We start from the raw sequence: 21,524 nt of genomic DNA, 5'->3' as shown, positions 1-21,524 counted from the left end.
GAGCCCACCGTGCCGCGTCTCCGCGACAAAAGAGTCCCTATCACCCCGGCGCGGGGTGCGTCCAATCATTTCCTGTCTCCTCCTTCAGCTCAGCTGCTCGCGGAGTACCGCGCTCGTCCGTCGCTCCTCCGCATTGCGCTCAGCTATGAAGAATTCTCACTCACCCTCACCGCGCTGCGCACTTCACTCGCCGCAGCTCGCATTGCCTGTGAAGTCCCAACATTCTCCGCTCACGCCTGCCTCACCGGCGTTTCCGCCCGGCGCCGTGCCTCCACCCTCGCCCGCTGTGCCCCCCATGAAGTTCGCCAGCGTTACCGCAGCCCCCGGCGCCACCCCATACGCGATGCCCACCGCGTGGCCGCCTCGGCCGCCTGCTCCGGGACCGCCGGCCCCGCCTGCGCCACCTCTCCCGCCGTCGCAGCCACGGATCGAGGGGGAGGTTCCCGAAGCGGCTCCGCCGGCGGCGCCGACGCCGCCGTCCGCACCGCTCTGTCCTGCCACTCCATCTCCGCCCTTCCCCGCCTTGCCCACCGTGACGGTCACCTCCCTCAGCACGAGCTTTGTCCCGAGGCTCACGATGCCGAGGCTCGACCCACCGGCCTTCCCGCCTCCGCCGCCCTTGCCACCACAGCCACCGGCTCCACCGCCACCGCCGCTGGCGCCGGGTCCTTCCACGGGGTCCGGAGTGTCGGGGCAAAATTGCCCCGCTTTCGCGCCCCCTCCACCGCCCCCCCCTTGACCTCGCTTCCCAGTTGTGCCGTTGCCAGCGTCGCCACCAACGATGCCGGTCAACATCAGCGTCGTGGCGCTGCCGCGCTCGCCGGCGACGCCGGCGACGCCGGCGACGCCCGGCGCGCCCTCTTCGCCACGGCTGCAACTGGCCGCCGCGTCGGTTTGCCCGGCACCGCCAAGCCCGTAATCCCCGGGGTCCAGTTCCGGCAGCGGTACACCGCCGTCACCTTCTTGCCCGTTGCCATCACCCATGCCGGGGATCCCGCCAGGCCCACCTCGACCGCCGCTGCTCGTCTCGCCGTCCTCGCACATCGTCACGCCCGCCTGCCCGCCTCGAACGGCAGCGGGAAGCGAGCATGCTTTAGAACCCGTCATCCCCGGCGCTCCCTCCTGCGGCGCCTCCGTCGGCGTCTCGCCCTTCGCGCCGTCCATCCCATCGCCCGCCGTCACGTCCACCTGCGCCAGTTCCGCATCGATGTCTGCCACCGCCACGCCGATCGATGACCCGCCTGGTTCCGTCGCCCTCGCCGCGCGGACCGCGAAGCTCCTCACCTTCGCCCCGCTCGCGGCCTCCAGCAGCGTTAGCGCTACCGCGCCCGCCGGTCCCTCGATCGCGCTCCGCGCCGCCTCGCTCCACGTCCACTCCGCCGCGCAGTCGAAGCCGCCGATCACCTCGACCTTGGCCCCAATCGTCACGCTCTCCGCGAAGGCTCCGCTCGCGCACGCGAGCACTCGCTTGTTCCCCGCGTTCGCAACCGCCTCCCCGAGCGACGCGTACGGCCTCGTCTTCGTCCCGTCTCCCCCCGCTTCCGCCGTCGCGCTCGCGAACACCGCGCACTCGTCCCTCACCGTGCTCGCGTCCTGCGTCGGATCTGCCTCGCACGCGGGGTTCGGCGGTCCGCCGCCCGCTGCTTCGATCCAGTCGTGTTCTGGACACGTCAGCGTGTAGTTGCAGTCGCTGGTCACGCCCATCGACAGCGCGTCGCACCCGACGGCCGCAACCACTGCGCAGAGGGTGCCAGCCGTGATGCCACCAAGTCTTCTCACGTTCGCATCCTTTCCTTCCCGTCGCCGCTCACCACACACCAACCACTCCCAGACCTCGCTCTCCCTGCGTTACCCAAGCGGTCGGCAGCACACCCGCCGCGTTGCGCGATGCAGATGAGCGAGGCCACAGCGCATAGACCAACGCGCCTGCGGCCAGCGCACCGGACGCCGTATAGGCCACGACGGCGCCGGTGCCGACCGTTTCAGCCCGCCCCGCTCTCTCGTCGAACGTGCTGCACGCACTCGCAACATCGCTCGGCGCGTGAACGCACCCAGGCCCCTGCGACAGGATCGCAGCGCGCTGCGCATCCGCTTCGCTCCGCGCATTTCTCGACGCCACCGTCATCCCGATCCCCACGCCGAGCCACACCGCACTGGCCGCTCCCAGCGTGATCACCGGCACCCAGTTCCTGTTGTCCGGCAGCGGTCGCGGCTCCGCCAGCACCGCCGGCGGCCCCGCCACGGGCCCGACGATCCCCACATCCGTTGCGCCCCCTCCCCGCTCCGTCGTCGCTCCCGCCGCCGGCGACTCCTCGCTCTTCGCCAGCGCCGCGTCGGCCGTCTCTCCCATAACCTCCCGCACCCGCTGCTCGCACCACGCAGTTCGCGCAGGGGTGCTGACAGCGACAGCAATGAGCACGAGGATGCCCGCCCCCGGCCGGTGCTCGGCCTTGCGGGCCTGCGCACGATCCACCCCCAGGTCCCGCGCTCCGCGTAGGACGGGAGAGAGCTCGCCGGCTACGGTAGTCCGGATGCCAGCGTGTCCACGCTGCCGCCCCACGACCACGGCACCGCGCAGCTCTCCCGCCGCGCAAAAGCGATCTGCTGCCGGGCTCCCTTCAGCGACCGTCGGATAACATCCGCTCTCGCGGCCCGACGCAGAAGCAGTCAGCAGACCAACGGTCCCTCCGCCCGCGCTTCTTGCAGTCCACTCCAGGGTGGTGAAATTTTCAGCGCCGGGCAGCCCACCGTGCCGCGTCTCCGCGACAAAAGAGTCCCTACCACCCCGGCGCGGGGTGCGTCCAACCATTTCTTGTCTCCTCCTTCAGCTCAGCTGCCTGCGGAGCTCCGCGCTCGTCCGCATTGCTTTCAGCTCGCTGAAATTCTCATTTCATCTCAACCATCGTCGATCTTCACTGGCTGCAGCTCGCATTGCCCGCGAAGTCCCAGCACTCGCCCGTTGTCCCCAAATCGCCGGCGTTGCCTCCCGGACCGCCGACGCCGCCCTCGCCCACTGTGCCCGCCACGAAGTTCGACAGCGTCACCGCTGCTCCCGGCGACACTGCGTACGCAAGTCCTACCGCATGCCCGCCTCGACCGCCTGCACCGGGGCCGCCCGCTCCGCCTCGGCCGCCTCGACCGCCGTCGCAGCCGGGGATCGAGGCGCCGAGCCCCGAGCCCGCACCGCCGGTCGCGCCGGCTCCTCCTGTCGCCCCTGCCTTCCCCTGCGCTCCATCTCCGCCCTTGCCCGCCTTGCCCACCGCAACGGTGACGTCGGTCAGCGCCAGCTTCGTCCCGAGGCTCACGATCCCGATGCTCGATCCGCCCGTCTTGCCGCCCCCCCCGCCCTTTCCGCCACAACCGCCGGCGCCACCTCCGCCGCCGCTGGCGCCAGGACCAACCATCGGGTTCGCTGAGGGCCCGCAGAACAGCCCTGCTTTCGCGCCCCCGCCGCCGCCTCCCCCTTGACCCTTCTTCCCCGTTCTACCTTCACCGCCGTTGCCTCCGGCAATGCCAGCCAGAGTCAACTCCGTGCCGCTCCCAGCCTCACCGGTCTCGCCGTCAGTGCCGGGCAAACCATCTTCCCCGCGCCTGCAGTTGGAATCAGTTTGCCCAGCTCCGCCGAGCCCGTACGCCTCGGGGTTCGGGTTCGGCAGCGGCACACCATCCGCCCCTTTCTGTCCGTTACCCTCGTCGGTACCCGTCATCCCGCCGAGTCCACCGACGCCGCCGCGCGTCTCACCGTCGTCACACGTCGTCACGCCGGGCTCGCCGCCGAAGACAACGGTATTGCATGCATTCGACAGCTCTGCCGGTGCGCTCGCCCCCGCCTGCGGCGCATCCGTCGGAGTCTCACCACTCGCCCCGGCCATCCCATCGCCCGCGGTCACATCCACCTGCGCCAGTTCCGCATCGACGTCCGCCACCGCCACGCCGATCGACGACCCGCCCGGCTCCTTCGCGCTCGCCGCGCGGACGGAGAAGCTCCGCACCTTCGCCCTGCTCGCGGCCTCCGACACCGTGAGCGCCACCTTATCCGCTGGCCCTTCGATCGCGCTTCGCGCCTCTGCGCTCCACGTCCAGTCCGCCCCGCAGTCGAAGCCCCCGATTACCTCCACCCCCGCCTCGATCGTCACGCTCTCCCCGAACGCCCCGCTCGCGCACGCAAGCACCCGCTTGTTCCCCGCGTTCGCAACCGCCTCCTCGAGCGACGCGTACGGGTTCGCCTTCGTCCCGTCGCCCCCCGGCTCCGCCGTCGCGCTCGCGAACACCGCGCACTCGTCCGTCACCGAGCTCGCGTTCTTCGTCGGGTCCGCCTCGCACTCGGGGTTCGGCACGCTGCCTCCGGTGCCATCCCACAACCCACGGTGGTGCTCACACATCAGGGTGAACTCGCAGTCCTCCGCGACGTTGCTCCACACCGTATCGCAACCGGCGGAGCAAACGACAAACCCCACGGAGCACAGCTGCCAGCGAACTCGATTCCTCTTCATCGCACCCTCGTGTCGGCTCTTCACCATGCCCCCTGCACCACAATTCCCCTGTAACCCACCTGCGTTTCGGGCAGGACACGCACCTTGCCTGCCGCCTTGGTCCCCGAGCGCGGCCACAGCGCGTAGGTCACGGCTGCAATGGCGAGCACGCCCGACGCCGTGTACGCCACGGTGGCTGCACGCCCGAACGTGTCGACCCGCGAAGCCGTCGATCGGAGCTCAGAGCACGCTTGACTGTATGCAGCCGGTGCATCCGGGCAGCCACCACCCGCCTTGAGGATCGCATCCGCTTGCGCGTGCCCATCCGCGCTCGCAGCGTTCGACGCCACCGTCATCCCGATCCCCACGCCGAGCCACACCGCGCTCGCCGCCCCCAGCGTGATCACCGGCACCCAGTTCCTCTTCGGCGGCAGTGGCCGCTCCACCGGCATTGCAGGCGGATGCTCCACCATCGGCGCACCGGCCGTCACGCCCGTATCCCCCTCCGTCGTCGCCCCCGCCGCCTGTGCCTCGCCCTTCGCGAGCACCATGGCCGGCGCCATGTCCCTGGCCTCTCCTTTCCTCGAAGCCGTGACAGTCGACGAGCCGCACTCCTGGCCCCACGCAACGCGCGTTGGTGTGCAGCCCAGCACGATAGCCACAAGAAGGCTGCCCACCCCCGGCCCGTGCTCGGCCCTCCGGGCCTGCGCGCGGTCCGCCCCTCCCAGGTCCCGCGCTGCGCGCGGGACGGGAGGGGCCGCCTGTACCACGGTGACGCTCGCTCCGGCGCTGCGGCTCCGCCATCGGACCGCGCCTCGAAGCACTCCCGCTGCGCAAAAGCGACCTGCTGCTGGGCTCCCTTCAGCGACCGTCGGATAACATCCGCTCTCGCGGCCCGACGCAGAAGAAGTCAGCAAATCAACGGTCCCTCCGCCCGCGCCTTGGGCAGTCCACTCGGTGGTGGTGAAGTTGTCAGCGCCGAGGAGCCCACCGTGCCGCGTCTCCGCGACAAAAGAGTCCCTATCACCCCGGCGCGGGGTGCGTCCAACCATTTCTTGTCTCTCCTTCAGCTCAGCTGCTCGCGGAGCACCGCACTCGCCCGCCACGCCTCCGCATTGCGTTCAGCTATGAAGAATTCTCACTCACCCTCACCGCGCTGCGCACTTCACTCGCCGCAGCTCGCATTGCCTGTGAAGTCCCAACATTCTCCGCTCACGCCTGCCTCACCGGCGTTTCCGCCCGACGCCGTGCCTCCACCCTCGCCCGCTGTGCGCACCAAGAAGTTCGCCAAGGGCTTTCTTCCGAAATCGACGGCTTTTCGAGTAGTTACGCTCAGCCATGAGGGATTGTCACAAAATCGTACGGTCTCCTCACTTTCTCCCCCGCTCGCCGGTGGTAGCAGTCCACCAGACTCTGCTCGCCGCCGCGCACCTCATCCGCGGGCACACCCCTCCCCTTCGATGGCGCTTCGCGCCATCGCCAGCTCCGCCTTCCTCCACGCTTCTACGCTTCGCGGCGCAGGCGGCGCCACCGCCCGCTACCTGGTCGCTCGCTTACAGGAACTCCTGCTCCGTCGCCGTCGTGCCTTCCTCGCCCGCGTTCTCCGACACGTTGTTGCTTCCGCCTGGCCCCCCAGCGCCCGGCGTGCCGGGCATCAGCATCGTCTGCCCTTCCTGCTTCACCGCCTCGCCCCGATACGCGATCGCCAGCGACGGCCCGCCAAGGCCTCCTCCTCCGGGGCCGCCATTGCCTCCCTGACCTCCCTTTCCGCCATCGCACGCAGCTTTCGAGCCGCCTACACCCGTGCCGCCAGCTCCACCGAGACCACCGAGCCCACCCGGCTGAAGGTCGCCGCCCGCGCCTCCCTTGCCTCCGTTGCCCGCCTTCAGCACGCAGTCCTTCAGCGTCACCTTCCCCTGGACGCTCGCCAGCGCGATGCTCGCACCGCCCGCTCCACCGCCTTGCCCCGGCAGCCCGCCGCAACCGCCAGGTCCGCCACTGCCTCCGCTCGCCCCAGCTCCCCGCACGCTGCCTGGGCAGATCGCCGCACCGCCCTTTGCGCCGCCGCCTCCGCCTCCACCTTGCCCTGGCTTGCCCGCTTCGCCGCCTCCGCCGCTCACGCCTGCATAGCCCGACGAACTCAGCCTGCCGAGGCCGCTCCCGGGGACGCCAGCGTCGCCGAGGACGCCATTGTCGCCGCCCTGGCCAGTGCCACCGGCAGCACAACTCCAGTCGCCTGCCGCCGGCTCTCCGGAACCTGCTGCGCCAAGGGCGCCTGACGCACCGATGTCGCCGCCAGTGCCGTTGGTTACATTGCCATCACCGCCACCACCGCCAATCGACAGCTCCCCGCCGCACTCGTTGACCACCTGGGCGCCCCCGGCCAGCGTCGCGTCTGGCCCCGGCGTGCCATCGAGATCGCTGCACGCGTTCGTTCCGGTATTCCCGGGCGACGCCTGCGCCGGCGCCTCGCTCGGCGCATCCTCTCCCTCCGCACCATCCGCTCCCTTGCCCGCGACCAGCTCGCACCGCGCCAACTCAGCCGTTGCTCCATCCACCAGCACTGCGATCGACGACGTGCCCGGTGCCTCCGCATCCGCTGCGTGCACCGACACGTCCTCGATCCTCACGAGGGCATCGCCCCGCAGCACCTTCAGCGCGATACCTTCCTCGCCCGGCGCCACCGTCGTCTTCTGCTCCTCGCCGACCCAGGCCCACCCGTTCGCGCAGTCGAGCCCGCCGAAGATCGCCATGCCCGCGGGCACCTCAGCCGCCTCTTTAAACTCCTCCGCGCACGCGTACACCGCGCTCCCGTGCTCTCCCGCTCGCGAGATCGCGACGCTCAGCGTCTTCACGGGCGCCGCCTTCGTCCCGGCGTCCTCGTCGTCGCCGCCCGTCGACACGAACACGCCGCACGTATCGCTCACGGCGGACGTCAACTCGCTCGGAATGCACCCTTCGGGCGTGCCGCCGGCATCACCGCCCAGGAAGTGGTCGCACGTGAGCAAGTGCTCGCAGTCGTTCGTCAGTCCGAGAGATAGCGCGTCGCAGCCGCCCACAACCATGGAGGCTGCAATGCCCCAGCGCGTCCACCTCGCCACCCGCGTCTTCTTCATTGTGCTCACCATCGCCCAGCTCACCATGTTCCCACGACGAGGACACCGCCCCCGCCTGCGTGCGACTGAGGCAATACACGCAGTCCGTTCCCCACAGGTGCAGGTTGTCGAGGCCACAACGCGTAAGCGGCTGCTGCGATCGCCAGCGTGCCCGACGCCGCGTAACCGACGACGGATATAGTACCAAAGGTCTCGGCACGCTTCGTCTCGTGTCGAAGCTCGCGACACTGTTGTATCACGTGACTCGGAGGCTCGATACACCGTCCGTTTGCGTCCAGAATCGATTTCTTATGCCCATCCGAAGACTCACGCGCATTCATTGACAACACCGTCGACGTGATGCCTACCGCCAACCCCACCGCGCTCGCCGCCCCCAGCGCGATCACCGGCACCCAGTTCTTCTTCGGCGGCGGCTGCGGCTCCACCGGTCCCGCAGGCGGCTGCCCCATCACCGACCCACCAGCTGTCGCCCCCGCCGCGCTCGTGCCCCCGTCTGGCGTCGTCCCCGCCGACGCCCGCGGCTCGGCTTTCACCGGCGTTATCGCCAGCTTCACCTCCGCCGTCCCTCCCTTCGCCACACCCACCGTCTGGCTCGCCGGCTCGTAGTCCAGATGCGTCGCCTCCACCCGGTGCTCGCCGGGGTCGACGAACACCTCCCCTTCCAGCGGCGCCCGCCCCACGTTCTTGCCATCCACCAGCACTTCCGCTCCCGCCACGGTGACCGACACCTTGAGCGCGCCCACCTGTGCTCGCGACTCCGCCAGCCACTGCTCCGCTCTCGGCTTCAGCTTCGCCACCGCCTTCAGCAGCGGCCAGTTCCTCAGCGCGAACGACAGGTACGTCGCTGCTTCCTTGTGCTTCTTCAGCTGGTACTCCGTGTTCCCGAGGTTGTACGCCACGTCGAACGTCGGGTTCAGCTCCCACGCCACGAGCAGCGCCTCCTCGGCCTCTTGGTACTTGCGCTCCAGATAGAGCGACTTCGCTTTGTCGACGAGCGCCTCGGCGCGCTTCGCCGCGTCGGCGGCGCTGGCAGGCGCCGTCCCTGGCGCGGCCGACGGCGCGGCTGGCTGTGCGGCAGCGATGTCGGGGTCGGCGATCAAGGTCGCAACGGTCAGCACTACAGCAAGCGATCGGCTGGTCATCATCATGGCTCCACGCGGTCTCACTCCATCCATCCTTCGTCTTGTGGCCGCTCCGTAGGCGCAGGCGCGACGGGCGCCTGCGGAACGTGCGGCGCCGCACGCGTCGGCCGCGCGGGCACAGGCGACACCGGCGCTGGCGGCGCCGGCGGCGCTGGCGGTTGGCTCGCCGTCGCGGTGTCGTCGAGGCTTGGCTCGACCGCCTCCGGCGGTCCCGGCACCACCGGCGCCAGCAGCTCCGAGGCCGCCGGCGGCGCCTGCGTGCTCGGCGCAGGCGCCGCGCTCGGCGGCGGCGCCGGCTCCGGCTCTTTCGGCGGCTCCTCTCGCCCCAGGATCCTCGCCAGCAAGAACGGGCCGAGCACCGCGAGCACCGCGAGCAACACCATCAGCCACGTCGGCATCCACTGCCGGCGCTTTCCCGTCGTCTCCGTGGCGGCCTGCGCCTTCGGCACCGCGACCGGCGGCGGCGTCACCGGCAGCAACGACGACGGCAGCAGCGCCTTGTCGATCGGCGGCAGCGCTCGGTCCGCCCACTGGCTCTGCACCGGCACGCCCTGCTGCTGCACCGGCACGCCCTGCTGCTGCACCGGCACGCGCTGCTGCTGCATCGGCGCGCCCTGCGGCGCAGCCGCGCCCCCGAACACCGGCACTCGCTGCGTCATCGTCGCGCCGCCCGCATGCACCGGCGCGCCCTGATGCACCGGCACTCGCTGCGTCATCGTCGCGCCGTGGTGCGCCGCCGCCGCCCCGTGCTGCACCGCCGCGCCATGCTGATGCGCCGCCGTCACCTGCGGTCCTGCCGGCTGCTGCGCCGTCGCCGGAAACGGCGGCGGCACAGCTTGCGCCGGCACCGCTTGCGCCGGAAACGGCGGCGGCACCGCCTGCACCGGCAGCGGCGGCGGCACCGCGGGTTGCCCCTTGGCCAGCGCAGGCACCACCGGGAACTGGAACAGCGGCTGTCCCGTCGCCTTCTGCTGCTGCATCTCCGTCAGCGCGCGGTCAAGCTCCGGGTTGTTCTGCGCCTGCCGCAGCTTCCGCTCCGCAACCTCAGGATCCGCCTCGCGCCGGATGCTCTCGAGGTCCGGCAGGTACTGCCGGATGTCGTCGCTGTCCTTGTTGCTGCCCATCGAAGACCTCTCTCCTCAGCGACCACACACTAGAACGGCCTGCACCCCGCCGTGGCGCACGGCCCGGCTGGCTTCGCGCCCTGTTGCTTCGCAGGCGCCGCCTTCTTCCGCTCCTCGATCACCCTCAGAAACGACGGCTTTTGACGCTTCGGCATCGGGTAGAAGTCCTCGTCGTCCTCCGTCTCCGCCGCTGCCTTCACAGGCGCTGCCTTCGCCGGCTCTGCCTTCACCGCCGCCGCTTGCTCCTTGGGAGCAGGCGCCTCGGCCTCCGCTGCTGCCCGTGCCTTCTCCGCTGCTCCAGCCTCCACCACCTCGGCCGTGCTCGCCGCCGCCGCGCTCGCCGTCGCCGCGCTCGCCGCCTCAGGCGCTGGCGCCACCGTCGCCGCCTCGGCCGGCGGCGCCGCGCTCGCCGTCGCGCTCTCCACCGGCGCCGCCGTTGCCGCTGGCTCTCCCGTCACCACCGCCGGCCCGGCGTCGCGCGCCGCGCGCAGTCCCAGCACCACCCCCACGCCCCCCAGCGTCAGCGCCAGCGCCACCAGCGGTGCCAGCACGTACGCTTTCGGCGCCCGCCGCGGCTGCGTCAGCAGCGCAGCCGGCGCCGGCGTGGTCGGCGTCTCTTTCCTCAATGCCTCCACCGGTCCCGCGCTCGGCGCTGTCACCGAGCTCGGCGCCACCGGCCGCGCCGCGACCGGCCGCGCCGCGACCGGCTGCGCGGCCGGCTGCGGCGCCGATGCCGTTCGCTGCATCTCCATCAGCGCCACCGGCGGCGTCACGTACGGCGCCCCAGCATCCGGCCGCGACGGCACCACCGCCGCTGGCTGCTGCGCCATCGCCGGATACGGCGGCGACGCCGCCGCTGGCTGCTGCGCCATCGCCGGATACGGCGACGACGCCACCGCCTGCGGCCCCGTCACCGGCAGCGGCGGCGGCGCTACGTACTGCGGCGTCACGTACGGCGGCTCGACCTCTGGCCGCGACGGCGCCGCCGCTCGGTGCGTCTCTCTCCACGACGGCTGCGACGCCGCTACGTACTGCGGCTCCATCGCCGCCCTCGGCGGCGGCACCGCGTAGCTCTCCGCCCTCACCTCCACCGCCCTCGGCGGCGGCACCGCGTAGCTCTCCGCCCTCACCTCCGCCACCCTCGGCGGCGGCACCGCGTAGCTCTCCGCCCTCACCTCCGCCGGCCTTTGCGGCGGAACCCCATACCCCTGCGCTCCCGCCTGCGGCAGCGGCGGCGGCCCCGTCCGCCGCGCCATCTTCTCCGCCCACGCCCCGGACAGCTTCGCCGTCGACGGCAGCGCCTTCAGCGCCGGCAGCGGCTCCGTATGCCCCACCCCCCGCCCCCGCGGCACGCGCGACGACGGCGCGAACGGCAGCGCGCTCGCCGGCGCCACGAACTGCTCCAGCGGCGCCGTCTCTCCGTGCACCACCCGCCGCGCCCGCTTCTCGCCCTCCTGCCCCGCCTCCTCCGTCTCCTCCTCCCCCGCCCGGCCCGCCGCGCCCCTCTCCTCCTCCACCGGCGCGCTGTCCTCCAGCGCCACCCCCGCGAACGCCGCCTGACGCTCCGCCTCCAGCCGCTCCCGCGCCAGCCGCTGCGCCAGCACGTGCCCCGCAGGCACCGTCTCTCTCAACAGCCCCCGAAGGTCCCGCGCCACGTCGTCGAACCTCGGATACCGCTCCTCTCGGTCGATCGCGATGCACCGCGACACCACCGGCCACACGAACTCAGGGCAATCCGGCACGATCTCGTGCACTGGCTCTGGCGCAGCCACAAGGTGCCCTGTCAGCGTCTCCTCCGCCGTCGCCGGCTCGCTGTCGTCCAGGAACAGGTGCTTCCCCGTCAGCACCTCATAAAAAATCGCACCGAACGCGTAGATGTCCGTACGCCCATCCGGCCTCGCACGCTCCACGCGCTCCGCCTTCCTCGAGCTCGTGTACAGCATCTTCACCTGCTCCGGCGAGATGTACCTCACCGTCCCAACGTCCGGCAGATCATCGGTGTTCATCCCCCCGTCCGCGAACTTCGCTATCCCGAAGTCCAAGAGCCACACGTGCCCTTTCGCGTCCGCCTTCGTCCCCACCATGATGTTCTCGGGCTTCAGGTCGCGGTGCCATATCCCCTTCGAGTGCACGAACGTCATCGCGTCCGCCACCTGCAGCATCACGTGCATCGCGCTCAGGAAGTCCAGCCGGTACGCCTTGTTCAAGAGCTTCCTCAGCGTCCTCCCTTCGAGGTAATCCATCACGATGTACGCCACGTGATCCGGCGACACACCCGCCTTCTTCATCCTCACGATGTTCGGGTGCTTCAGCTTCGGATAGAACTTGCACTCCTGACGGAACCGCCTCGCAAAGTCCTCTCTCTTCAGGTGCCGTGGCAGCATGCACTTGATCGCCACCACATCCTCCGAGTAGTCCTCCACTGCCTTGTACACCTCACCCATCCCACCCGCGTCGATCACCTCCGTGATCCGGTAGTCAAGGAACACGTCCCCGGCCTTCAGCGCCTCCCGCGCCATCACCACACCCCCATCCCGCGCAGCACCAGCGCCGCGATCGCCGAGAACACCGCCGTGCTCGCCAGCGTCAGCCCCGCGAACAGCCACGCGTCCACCGGCGCCGCCCCCGCCGTCACGCCACCGCCGGCCCTCACCCCGCTCGTGCCCTCCGCCACCGCCTCGAACCACGCCCTGCTCTGCGGTCCCCACCCTGCCCCCGCCTCCGGCGCCCGCCCCGCTCGCCAGCTCCCTCCCCCCTCCGCCAGCTCCGCCGCGATCCGCCCGAGCTCCGCCGCGAACGCCTCGGCGCTCTGGAATCGCTCCTCCGGCCGCTTCGCCAGCGCCTTCAGCACCGCACGGTCCAGCTCCGCCGGGATCCGCTGCCCCGCCACCCGCGACGGCGGCGCCGGCGCTTCCTGCACGTGCGCGCGCAGCACCCCCAGCGCGTCCTCGACATGGGCGAACGGACCGTGCCCCACAACCAGCGTATACATCAGCAGCCCCACCGCATACACATCCGCCCGCGCGTCCACGGGCTGGCACCGCGCCTGCTCCGGCGAGGCCGTCCGCGGCGTCCCCACCAGCAGCCCGGCCTCGGTCGGATACGCCGGCCCGTCCACCGCAGGCGGCGCCCCCGGCGCCGCGCCGGCCAGGGCGCCGTCGAGCACCTTCGCGACGCCGAAGTCGAGCACCTTCGCGACCCGCGTGTCGCCCGGCGCGGCCGCCCCCGGCGCGCACAGGAACACGTTGTCGAGCTTCACGTCGCGGTGGACCACCCCCACCCGGTGCGCCGCCGCGAGCCCCGCCAGCACCTGCCGCACCCGATCGATCGCCTCGGCCACCGGCAGCGGACCGCGCCGCTGGAGCTCCTCCCCCAGCGTCCTCCCCTCGAGCCGCTCCATCACGAAGTAGGGACGCCCCGACGGCGTCTGCCCCAGATCGAGCACCGCCACCACGTGCGGCGACGACACCGCCGCCAGCGCCCGCGCCTCCACCTGCAGCCGGTCCGCGAACCGCGGATCGTGCGCCAGCGCGCGGCGGACCAGCTTCACCACGACCCGCTTCCGGAGCGCGCGGTGCTCCGCCTCGACGACCTCCCCCATGCCCCCGCGCCCGAGCACCCGGAGCGCACGGTAAGGTGTCCCTTCCAGCACATCCCCTGCGGCGCCGGAGGGCCCTGAGCTGTCTGACGTGCGGCGTGCCACCACCGGCGAGGTCTCCTGAGATGGAAATCACGACGAGGGGACCCGTTCAGACAAAGAAAATGCACGGGCGATGTCGATTCCTGAAAAACGACGTCGATTCGAGGTGTTACCCGCCCACCAAGGCCCGCCCGCCGCCCGCTCCGGCGCTCCGGCGCACGGTCCAGGCCCGCCGCCCGCCGCGACCTCCCGGGGCGCGACAAATCGATCCCGGTGTGTCGCTTTCCTTGTCTGAACCGGCCACCCCGCAGTGATTTAGGAGAAGGAACGGGCGCCGCACGCACGCGGCCCCCCCCTGCGCGAGGTCCCCATGACGCACGACGCTTCCGACCAGCACGACGACCTGGAGCCGCCCGGCGACGCCGATCCCATCGTGGAGGCCTGTCTCGCCGACGCGCTCGGCCCGTACCTCGGGGCGCTCTCCCCCGAGGAGATCGAGGATTACCGCAGGTACCTCACGGTCTTCATCACGACCCACCCGACGGCGGCGCCGCTCCACGCTCGCTTGCGGGCGAAGGGCTACGTCCCGGCCGGGAGCGGCGCGATGGCCCGCGAGGGCGGGGGCGCGAGCGAGGAGGCGGCGGCGCCCGACGACGGGACCTCCGGCGGGCGGCATTGATCAGGGACCGGCGTCCTCCTCCTTCGCTTCACCCCCCGCGGGAGCGCATCATGGCGGCGCTCCCCCTCGCTCGCCGCGTCGCCAGGGCGACCGCGCGGATCTACGGCGTGCGGACGCGCCAGGGCATCGAGGACTGCGAGCAGACGGCCTACCAGGCGCTCCTGGAAGCCGGGCTCGGCTTCGATGAAACACGCGGCGTCCCCCTCGGCATCTATGCCTGGAAGCGGGTCGCCGGCGCCGTGATGCGGCAGCTGACCCGCGACGCGCCGATCCGTCGCGCCGGCGCCGCCGCCGCGCTCGACGCGGCGGAGTCGATGCGCGACACCAGCGATCCGTTCGGCGACGACGACGACGACGCGTCGGGCCAGCTCATGGCCCATTGCCGGACGCTCGTCTTCACCCGCTTCGTGGGGGACACGGGCGAGCGGCTCAGGGCGCCCCCGGAAGACGCGCTCGCGCGCACGCGCGCCTTCGCGGCGCTCGCCGGGGCGCTCCGCGGCCTCGACGAACGGGAGGCGCGCCTCATCGAGCTGCGGTACTGGCAGGAGCTCTCGTGGGCCCAGGTCGCCGCGGCGCTAGGCGTCCACGAGAAGTACGCGACCCGCATGGACGAACAGCTGCGGAGACGCCTCCGGGGCGATCTGCAGGCGAGCCACGTCGAGGAGCCGCCGCCGAGCGAGGGGACCTGAATGGACCTCAGCGCCGGACCACCCGAGCTTCCGGAGCAAAAGGCAATTACAGGCGATAACACCGACCTCCCCCTCGAGCCCCTCTCGAGCCGCGAATCAACTGCAATTGAGCCGTAATCGAGCCGCGGCGCCCCTCCCGGGCGCGCCGCGGGCCGACTCGAAATCTCCTGCCGACCGAAAGGGCATTTACAATCTCCACACGCCCTGAGAGCGTGACGCATGGTGCATTCCCCGGCGCGTCGCCGGAGGACAACCAAGGAGGCACCATGGCCCTCAAAGACCTCTCTCCTCGTCAAATGGTCCAGATCACCGGCGCATGGCTCGACCCGGAGCGCGAAAGGCCGCGCCTCGCGTCGCTGAAGCGGTGTGCCCCGCTCATCGACGATATCGAGGAGGCGCACGAAGGCGTCTTGAAGTCGCACCGGCGGCAGAAGAAGGCGGACGACCAGATCTCCGAGATCCAGCAAAAGCTGGTCGCGACCGATCAGATCCATGATCGCAAGGCGCGCGGCGCCCATGCGGTGCTCACCGGCTTCGCCGATCTGGCCGACGATCCCGAGGACGCGGCGATCTACCTCGAGATCCGCGATCAGCTCTTCGCGGATGGGCTCAAGTTCATCGGGGCGAGCTACAGCGATGAGGCGGGCGAGGTGAAGCTCGCGCGCGACCGGCTGACGCCGGAGTCCAAGGCGGCGCTCAGGGCGCTGCCGACGCCGGGGGGCAACCTGCTCAAGGCGGTGCAAGCGTGGTTTACCGCGGGCGACGAGCTCGGCACGCTCGACGCGCAGCGGATCCACCTTTCGGCGGAGGACCGGCCGGGCGCGGCCGCGTCGCCCGGCGGGCAGCTCCGGGCGCGCAACCGCTGGATCAAGGTGGTGCGCAGCGTCCTCCAGATGCTGGAGCTCGAGGAGGCCGATGAGGAGACGGCGCGCCGGCTGCTCGCGCCGCTCCAGCGGGAGACGGCCAAGGCCGAGCGCCGCCGCTCGGGCGGCAAGGAGGAGACCGACGTGGAAGGCGGCGCGCCGCCCGACGCCAACGAGCCAGCGATCGACGAGGGAGCCCCGGCGACCGGCGTGGATTGACGAGGCCGCCCCTCCGCCGGGCCCTCCGCGCTGACTCGATCCGTTGACCACCCCCCTCCGCCGGGCCCTACGGGCTCACTCGATCCGTTGACCCCCCCCCTCCGCCAGGCCCTCCGCGCTGACTCGATCCGTTGACCGCCCCCTCCGCCAGGCCCTCCGCGCTGACTCGATCCGTTGACCACCCCCTCCGCCGGGCCCTCCGCGTTGACTCGATCCGTCACCAACCCCCTCCGCCACCCCCCTCGCAACGGATCGCGTCCGTCACCAACCCCCTCCGCCACCCCCCTCGCAACGGATCGCGTCCGTCACCAACCCCCTCCGCCACCCCCCTCGCAACGGATCACCTCGCCTCTCCCGCTCCGCGAGGCCCCTCACAGGCTCGCGCCCATCGAACAGGGCCGCAGCGCCTGCTTGACGCACCACGTCGGCGCTGCCATGACCGGCTCCCTCCGCCTCGGGCGTGCTGTTTCAGCCGCGCGCGCCGGGTCCACGCATGGGGCCGCCGGGCCGGCTGCCGCAGGCGTGGCGCGTCCTTGCCGAGGCGGACTACGCTCTGCGTTACCACACAGCAACAGGAGCCACCGAGCCGTGAAGATCCTCGTTCCGCTCAAGCGCGTCGCCGATCCGGATAACGCGAACAAGGTGAAGATCCCCGCTTCCGGGGACAAAATCGAGACGACCGGGCTCGAGTGGAAGCCGAACCCGTTCGATGAGTACGCGCTCGAAGCGGCGCTCCGCCTGACCGAGGACGGCAAGGCGCCGAAGACGCGGGCGGGCGAGGTCGTCGTCGTCACCTTCGGACCGAAGGAGGCCGAGCAGACCCTCCGCGCCGCGCTCGCCACCGGCGCCGACAAGGCCATCCGGGTCGACGCCACCGACGACAAGCTCGACGGCGACCTCGTGGCCCGCGCCCTCAAGACGCTCGTCGAGCGCGAGAAGCCCGACGTCGTGGTCATGGGCAAGCAGGCCGTCGACGGCGACTCCAACCAGGTCGGCCAGATCCTCGCCGAGCTGCTCGACTGGCCGCTCGCCTCGTTCGCCGCGACCATCAGGGAAGAGAAGGGCGCGCTCCTCGTCGGCCGCGAGGTCGACGGCGGCGTCTCCACCCTCCGCGTGCGCCTGCCGGCCGTCGTCACCGTCGACCTCCGCATCGTCGCGCCGACCAGCGTCTACTCCCAGAAGACGGCGCCCGCGTTCAAGTACAACGACGGCGTCCGCTTCGCGGCGCTCCCCGCGATCATGGCCGCCAAGAAGAAGCCCCTCGCCGAGGTGAAGCTCGCCGACCTCGCCGCGGACCAGGCGCTCAAGGTCCAGTACACCGCGTTCCAGCCGCCCCCCGCGCGCAAGGCGGGCATCAAGGTGAAGGACGTCAGCGAGCTCGTCTCGCGCCTCAAGAACGAGGCGAAGGCCCTCTGACGGGACGCAGCGAGACGAGACGGGACGAGAGGAAGGCGACAAGAGGTCGAAGACATCGAGGGTGCCGCCGACGCGGACCCCCGACCCGCGTCGACGGGTCGACGAGGTGCAGGAGGGATCATGGCTGACGTTCTCGTGGTGGCCGAGGCCGCCGATGGAAAGCTGAAGAAGACGACCCACTCCGCGGTCACGTTCGCGAGGCAGGCGGCGGCGGCGCTCGGCGGGACGTACTCGATCCTCGTGATCGGCGACGCCCTCGGCGACGCGGCCGCCGAGGCGGCGACGCTCGGCGCGGCCAAGGTGCTCGTCGCCCAGGCGAGCTCGCTCAAGGACTACGTCGCCGAGCGCTACGTGCCGACCGTCGCGGCGGCCGCCAAGGGCGCTGCCGTCGTCGTGGGCACCGCGAGCGCCTACGGCAAGGACCTGCTCCCGCGCGTCGCGGCGCGGCTCTCGGCGGGGTTCGCGAGCGACATCTCCGAGCTCCTCCCCGAGGGGAACCAGCTCAAGTACAAGCGCCCCATGTACGCCGGCAACGCGTACGGCGTCTGCACCGTCTCGACCCCCGTCCAGGTCGTGAGCGTCCGCCAGAGCGCGTTCGCCCCCGCCGAGCCCACCGGGTCGCAGTCGCCGATCGAGCCGGTCGCGGTCGTCCCGCCGAGCGCGGCGGCCGAGCGCGTCGAGTTCGTCTCCTTCGACCAGGTGAAGAGCGAGCGCCCCGAGCTCACCGAGGCCAAGGTCGTCGTCTCCGGCGGCCGCGCCCTGAAGGAGCGCTTCAACGAGATCCTCGACCCGCTCGCCGACGTCCTCGGCGCCGCCCTCGGCGCCAGCCGCGCCGCGTGCGACGCCGGCTACGCCGCCAGCGACCTCCAGGTCGGCCAGACGGGCAAGGTCGTCGCCCCCTCGCTCTACATCGCCGTCGGCATCTCGGGGGCCATCCAGCACCTCGCAGGGATGAAGGGCTCGAAGGTCATCGTCGCCATCAACAAGGACGCCGACGCGCCCATCTTCCAGGTCGCCGACTACGGCCTGGTCGCCGATCTCTTCGCGACCGTGCCCGAGCTCGTGAAGCAGATCCAGGCAGCCCGCAGCTGAATCCTCGCGCGACCGACGCAGCCAGCGCGACCAACGCGACCAACGCAACCAACGCAACCAACGCAACCAACGCAACGGACGCGACCGCGACGCGGCCACCGCGACCAGCACAACCGACCCCGCCGGGGTGCACCTCGTCCGCCCTCCAGCGAGGCAGGCGTACCCCGGCTCACCGGATGAGTCCGTCCAGCGAGGAGTTCACGTTCGCGGGCGCGATTTCCGTGTCAGGTCGCGCACGTAGCATCTTGTTCGCGTCCTGCGGCCGTGGGATCCCTTGAGCTCTATGCCCGAACGCCCGGACATGCCGATCGTCGCGGCGCTCGCGCAGGCGCGGGCATTGCTGTACGACGCGGCCACGACCACGGAGCAGCGGCGGCTCATCGGCCCCACGGTCATGGAGATCGACCGCGCGATCGTGAACCTCGATCCGACCGCGAGCGCCGCCTTCGAGCTCACGCCGCTCGCGGCGTCGGTGCCGCCGGTCGACACGGAGGTCGAGGCGCTGCGCCGCGAGGTCGAGCGGCTGCGCGTGATCACCCAGCACGAGCGCGGGCTCCTCGACGCGCTCCTCAGCGAGAGCCCGCACGGCATCATCGTCTCCGACATCCAGGGCAAGCTGATCCTCCAGAACCGCGCCTCCGAGCGGATCTGGGCCGGCAGCTCCACCGCCGAGAACGTCGAGGGCTGGGGGCGCTACCGCGCGTTCCACCCCGACGGGCGGCCGTTCGAGGGCGGCGACTGGTCGATGGCGCGGTGCCTGTCGCGCAAGGAGACCGTCCCCGCGGAGGAGATCCACTTCCAGCGCTTCGACGGCACCCACGGGATGCTGCTCGGCAGCTGCGCGCCGCTCTTCTCGCCGGAGGGCGAGATGCTCGGCGCGGTGTCCATCTTCGCCGACATCACCCAGTTCAAGCAGCTCGAGGCGGACCTCCGGGTCAGCAAGACCAAGTTCTCGACCACCCTGAAGAGCATCGGCGACGCGGTGATCTCGACCGACGGCACCGGGCGGATCGACTTCATGAACGCCGTGGCCGAGACGCTGACCGGCTGGACGCTCGACGAGGCGAAGGACCGCCGCCTGTCCGACGTCTTCCGGATCATCTCCGAGCAGACGCGCGACGACCTCGACAACCCCGTCACCGAGGTGCTGCGCCACGGCGGCATCATCGGGCTCGACGACACCACGCTGCTGCTGCGCAAGGACGGCTCGGAGCTCGCGATCGACTCGAACGGCGCGCCGATCCGGAGCGAGGAGGGCGAGCTCGTCGGGCTCGTGCTGGTCTTCCGCGACGTGACCGAGAAGCGGCTCGCCGACAAGCGGCGCTACTTCATCGGCGAGGCGAGCCGGCAGCTCGCGCTGTCGGGCCTCGACTACGAGAGCACGCTGGCCAACGTGGCCCGCCTCGCGGTGCCGCACATCGCCGACGCCACGGTGGTGGACATCGTCGAGCCGGACGGCTCGCTGGGCCGGCTCGCGGCCGTGCACGCGAGCGAGACGAAGAAGGCGCTGGGGCGGGATCTCCCGGCCCGCTACCCGACGGATCCCGAGGTGCCGCGCGCGGTGCACGCGGTGCTCCGGTGCGGCGAGTCGCTCCTGCTCCCCGAGGTCGAGGGCATGGCGTGGCAGCGCGCCGCGTCGCTGAAGCCCGGCAACGAGTGCTGGTCCGGCGCGCACGACCCGGCGTACCTCGCGCTGCTCCGGGAGCTCGGCGTCCGCTCGGCGATGATCGTGCCGCTGCGCGCCCGGGACCGGACGCGCGGGGCGATCACGCTGCTCTCGACCGAGTCGAGCCGGCGCTACACCGTCGAGGATCTCGCGCTCGCCGAGGAGCTCTGCAACTTCGCCGCGCTCGCGCTCGACAACGCCCAGCTCTACCGCGAGTCGCAGCAGGTCAACCGCGCCAAGGACGAGTTCCTCGCGACGCTCTCGCACGAGCTCAGGACCCCGCTCACCGCGATCCTCGGCTGGGCGCGCATGCTGCGGCAGGGCTCGCTGAAGCCGGACACGCACGTCCGCGCGCTGGAGGCGATCGAGCGCAACGGCACGCTCCAGGCGCAGCTCGTCGAGGACCTCCTCGACGCCTCCCGCATCATCACCGGCAAGCTGCGGCTCGACGTGATGCTGATCGACCTGCCGCCGATCATCAACGCCGCCATCGACGCGGTCCGCCACGGCGCGGACGCGAAGGGGATCGAGCTGCTCGTGCAGCTCGACCCGAACGCGGGGCCGATCTCGGGCGACCAGACGCGGCTGCAGCAGGTGGTGTGGAACCTCCTGTCGAACGCGATCAAGTTCACCCCGCGCGGCGGCAAGGTCTCGATCCAGCTCGGCAAGGCCGACGGCCTGGCCCGCATCCAGGTGAGCGACACCGGCCAGGGCATCGTGCCGGAGTTCCTGCCGTACGTGTTCGACCGCTTCCGCCAGGCCGACAGCACGAGCACGCGGCCGCACAGCGGGCTCGGGCTGGGCCTTGCGATCGCCCGCCACCTCATCGAGCTCCACGGCGGCACCGTGAAGGCGGAGAGCGCCGGGGACGGCAAGGGCGCGACGTTCACGGTGGACATCCCGCTCGCGCCCCGGGGCGCCATCGCGGCGCTCCGGCGGGCCGACGGGCTGGTCCCCCTGTCCAACGAGCTGGAGCCGACGCTCCAGGGCGTCCGGGTGCTGATGGTCGACGACGAGCCGGACGCGCGGGAGCTCGTGACCACGGTGCTGGAGCGCAAGGGGGCGAGCATCACCGCGGTCGCGACGGTCGACGAGGCGCTGTCCGCGATCGAGCGCGAGAAGCCCGACGTGATCCTGAGCGATCTCGGGATGCCCGGGGAGGACGGCTACAGCCTGATCCGGCGCCTGCGCGCGCAGAGCCCCGAGCAGGGAGGGCGCATCCCCGCCGCGGCGCTGACCGCGTACGCGAGCGCCCAGGACCGGACCCGCGCGCTGCTGGCCGGCTTCCAGTCGCACGTGCCCAAGCCGATCGAGGCGTCGGAGCTCGCGGCCGTGATCGCCAACCTGGCGGGCCGCACGGGGTAGTACCGCCGCCGACCACGTCAACGGGATCGTGGTCGTGGACG

The 21,524-nt window shown here is 71.4% G+C and carries 15 protein-coding genes; 6 read left to right on the top strand and 9 right to left on the bottom strand.

The genetic code is table 11. The features are described 5' to 3' along the window. Positions 1 to 183 precede the first annotated feature (183 nt). From WMF27_RS03535 to WMF27_RS03495, 9 genes are all read right to left on the bottom strand, one after another. Positions 184 to 1,779: a hypothetical protein gene (locus WMF27_RS03535; RefSeq protein ID WP_437761667.1), complete on the bottom strand. Its 1,596-nt coding sequence runs from the start codon at positions 1,777 to 1,779 to the stop codon at positions 184 to 186. A gap of 28 nt (positions 1,780 to 1,807) precedes the next feature. Then, positions 1,808 to 2,473: a hypothetical protein gene (locus WMF27_RS03530; protein ID WP_437761668.1), complete on the bottom strand. Its 666-nt coding sequence runs from the start codon at positions 2,471 to 2,473 to the stop codon at positions 1,808 to 1,810. Between the two features lie 439 nt (positions 2,474 to 2,912). After that, positions 2,913 to 4,493: a hypothetical protein gene (locus WMF27_RS03525; protein WP_437761669.1), complete on the bottom strand. Its 1,581-nt coding sequence runs from the start codon at positions 4,491 to 4,493 to the stop codon at positions 2,913 to 2,915. A gap of 20 nt (positions 4,494 to 4,513) precedes the next feature. Continuing rightward, positions 4,514 to 5,023 carry a hypothetical protein gene (locus tag WMF27_RS03520; protein ID WP_437761670.1) on the bottom strand — a complete coding sequence of 170 codons (510 nt, stop codon included), beginning with the start codon at positions 5,021 to 5,023 and terminating at the stop codon, positions 4,514 to 4,516. A gap of 1,002 nt (positions 5,024 to 6,025) precedes the next feature. Further along, positions 6,026 to 7,588, bottom strand: coding sequence for a PGRS family protein (locus WMF27_RS03515; RefSeq protein ID WP_437761671.1), 1,563 nt, complete (start codon positions 7,586 to 7,588; stop codon positions 6,026 to 6,028). A 20-nt stretch (positions 7,589 to 7,608) separates the two neighbouring features. After that, complete coding sequence (locus WMF27_RS03510) at positions 7,609 to 8,736, bottom strand: PEGA domain-containing protein (RefSeq protein WP_437761672.1); 1,128 nt, start codon at positions 8,734 to 8,736, stop codon at positions 7,609 to 7,611. A gap of 14 nt (positions 8,737 to 8,750) precedes the next feature. After that, on the bottom strand, positions 8,751 to 9,854 hold the full coding sequence (locus WMF27_RS03505; RefSeq protein WP_437761673.1) for a hypothetical protein: 1,104 nt from the start codon (positions 9,852 to 9,854) through the stop codon (positions 8,751 to 8,753). A gap of 29 nt (positions 9,855 to 9,883) precedes the next feature. Further along, complete coding sequence (locus tag WMF27_RS03500) at positions 9,884 to 12,373, bottom strand: protein kinase domain-containing protein (protein WP_437761674.1); 2,490 nt, start codon at positions 12,371 to 12,373, stop codon at positions 9,884 to 9,886. Continuing rightward, on the bottom strand, positions 12,373 to 13,560 hold the full coding sequence (locus tag WMF27_RS03495) for a serine/threonine-protein kinase (RefSeq protein ID WP_437761675.1): 1,188 nt from the start codon (positions 13,558 to 13,560) through the stop codon (positions 12,373 to 12,375). The genes WMF27_RS03500 and WMF27_RS03495 overlap by 1 nt, the downstream gene beginning before the upstream one ends. Before the next feature lie 304 nt (positions 13,561 to 13,864). Here WMF27_RS03495 and WMF27_RS03490 point away from each other — a divergent pair, with 304 nt between their 5' ends. The 6 genes from WMF27_RS03490 to WMF27_RS03465 all read left to right on the top strand — a co-directional run bounded on the left by WMF27_RS03490 (position 13,865) and on the right by WMF27_RS03465 (position 21,483). Continuing rightward, entirely contained in the window at positions 13,865 to 14,173 is a 309-nt protein-coding gene (locus WMF27_RS03490; protein WP_437761676.1) for a hypothetical protein, read from the top strand. Between the two features lie 50 nt (positions 14,174 to 14,223). Then, positions 14,224 to 14,862: a sigma-70 family RNA polymerase sigma factor gene (locus WMF27_RS03485; protein WP_437761677.1), complete on the top strand. Its 639-nt coding sequence runs from the start codon at positions 14,224 to 14,226 to the stop codon at positions 14,860 to 14,862. A gap of 266 nt (positions 14,863 to 15,128) precedes the next feature. Next, on the top strand, positions 15,129 to 15,944 hold the full coding sequence (locus tag WMF27_RS03480; protein WP_437761678.1) for a hypothetical protein: 816 nt from the start codon (positions 15,129 to 15,131) through the stop codon (positions 15,942 to 15,944). 588 nt (positions 15,945 to 16,532) lie between these two features. Next, positions 16,533 to 17,360, top strand: coding sequence for an electron transfer flavoprotein subunit beta/FixA family protein (locus tag WMF27_RS03475; RefSeq protein ID WP_437761679.1), 828 nt, complete (start codon positions 16,533 to 16,535; stop codon positions 17,358 to 17,360). 120 nt (positions 17,361 to 17,480) lie between these two features. Next, the gene (locus WMF27_RS03470) at positions 17,481 to 18,452 is read left to right on the top strand and encodes an electron transfer flavoprotein subunit alpha/FixB family protein (RefSeq protein ID WP_437761680.1); all 972 of its coding nucleotides are present in this window, start codon (positions 17,481 to 17,483) and stop codon (positions 18,450 to 18,452) included. Between the two features lie 283 nt (positions 18,453 to 18,735). Next, positions 18,736 to 21,483 carry an ATP-binding protein gene (locus WMF27_RS03465; RefSeq protein WP_437761681.1) on the top strand — a complete coding sequence of 916 codons (2,748 nt, stop codon included), beginning with the start codon at positions 18,736 to 18,738 and terminating at the stop codon, positions 21,481 to 21,483. The last annotated feature ends 41 nt before the right edge of the window (positions 21,484 to 21,524 follow it).

The organism is Sorangium sp. So ce281, from assembly GCF_051527395.1.
Lineage (GTDB): Bacteria > Myxococcota_A > Polyangia > Polyangiales > Polyangiaceae > Sorangium > Sorangium cellulosum_B.
This window is presented reverse-complemented; position numbering and strand designations above follow the sequence as displayed.

Coding starts and splice junctions, on each gene's coding strand:
- WMF27_RS03525 (WP_437761669.1), bottom strand. CDS start 4,493: ATGAAGAGGAATCGAGTTCGCTGGCAGCTGTGCTCCGTGGGGTTTGTC.
- WMF27_RS03510 (WP_437761672.1), bottom strand. CDS start 8,736: ATGATGATGACCAGCCGATCGCTTGCTGTAGTGCTGACCGTTGCGACC.
- WMF27_RS03480 (WP_437761678.1), top strand. CDS start 15,129: ATGGCCCTCAAAGACCTCTCTCCTCGTCAAATGGTCCAGATCACCGGC.
- WMF27_RS03515 (WP_437761671.1), bottom strand. CDS start 7,588: ATGAAGAAGACGCGGGTGGCGAGGTGGACGCGCTGGGGCATTGCAGCC.
- WMF27_RS03500 (WP_437761674.1), bottom strand. CDS start 12,373: ATGGCGCGGGAGGCGCTGAAGGCCGGGGACGTGTTCCTTGACTACCGG.
- WMF27_RS03485 (WP_437761677.1), top strand. CDS start 14,224: ATGGCGGCGCTCCCCCTCGCTCGCCGCGTCGCCAGGGCGACCGCGCGG.
- WMF27_RS03505 (WP_437761673.1), bottom strand. CDS start 9,854: ATGGGCAGCAACAAGGACAGCGACGACATCCGGCAGTACCTGCCGGAC.
- WMF27_RS03470 (WP_437761680.1), top strand. CDS start 17,481: ATGGCTGACGTTCTCGTGGTGGCCGAGGCCGCCGATGGAAAGCTGAAG.
- WMF27_RS03490 (WP_437761676.1), top strand. CDS start 13,865: ATGACGCACGACGCTTCCGACCAGCACGACGACCTGGAGCCGCCCGGC.
- WMF27_RS03465 (WP_437761681.1), top strand. CDS start 18,736: ATGCCCGAACGCCCGGACATGCCGATCGTCGCGGCGCTCGCGCAGGCG.
- WMF27_RS03520 (WP_437761670.1), bottom strand. CDS start 5,023: ATGGTGCTCGCGAAGGGCGAGGCACAGGCGGCGGGGGCGACGACGGAG.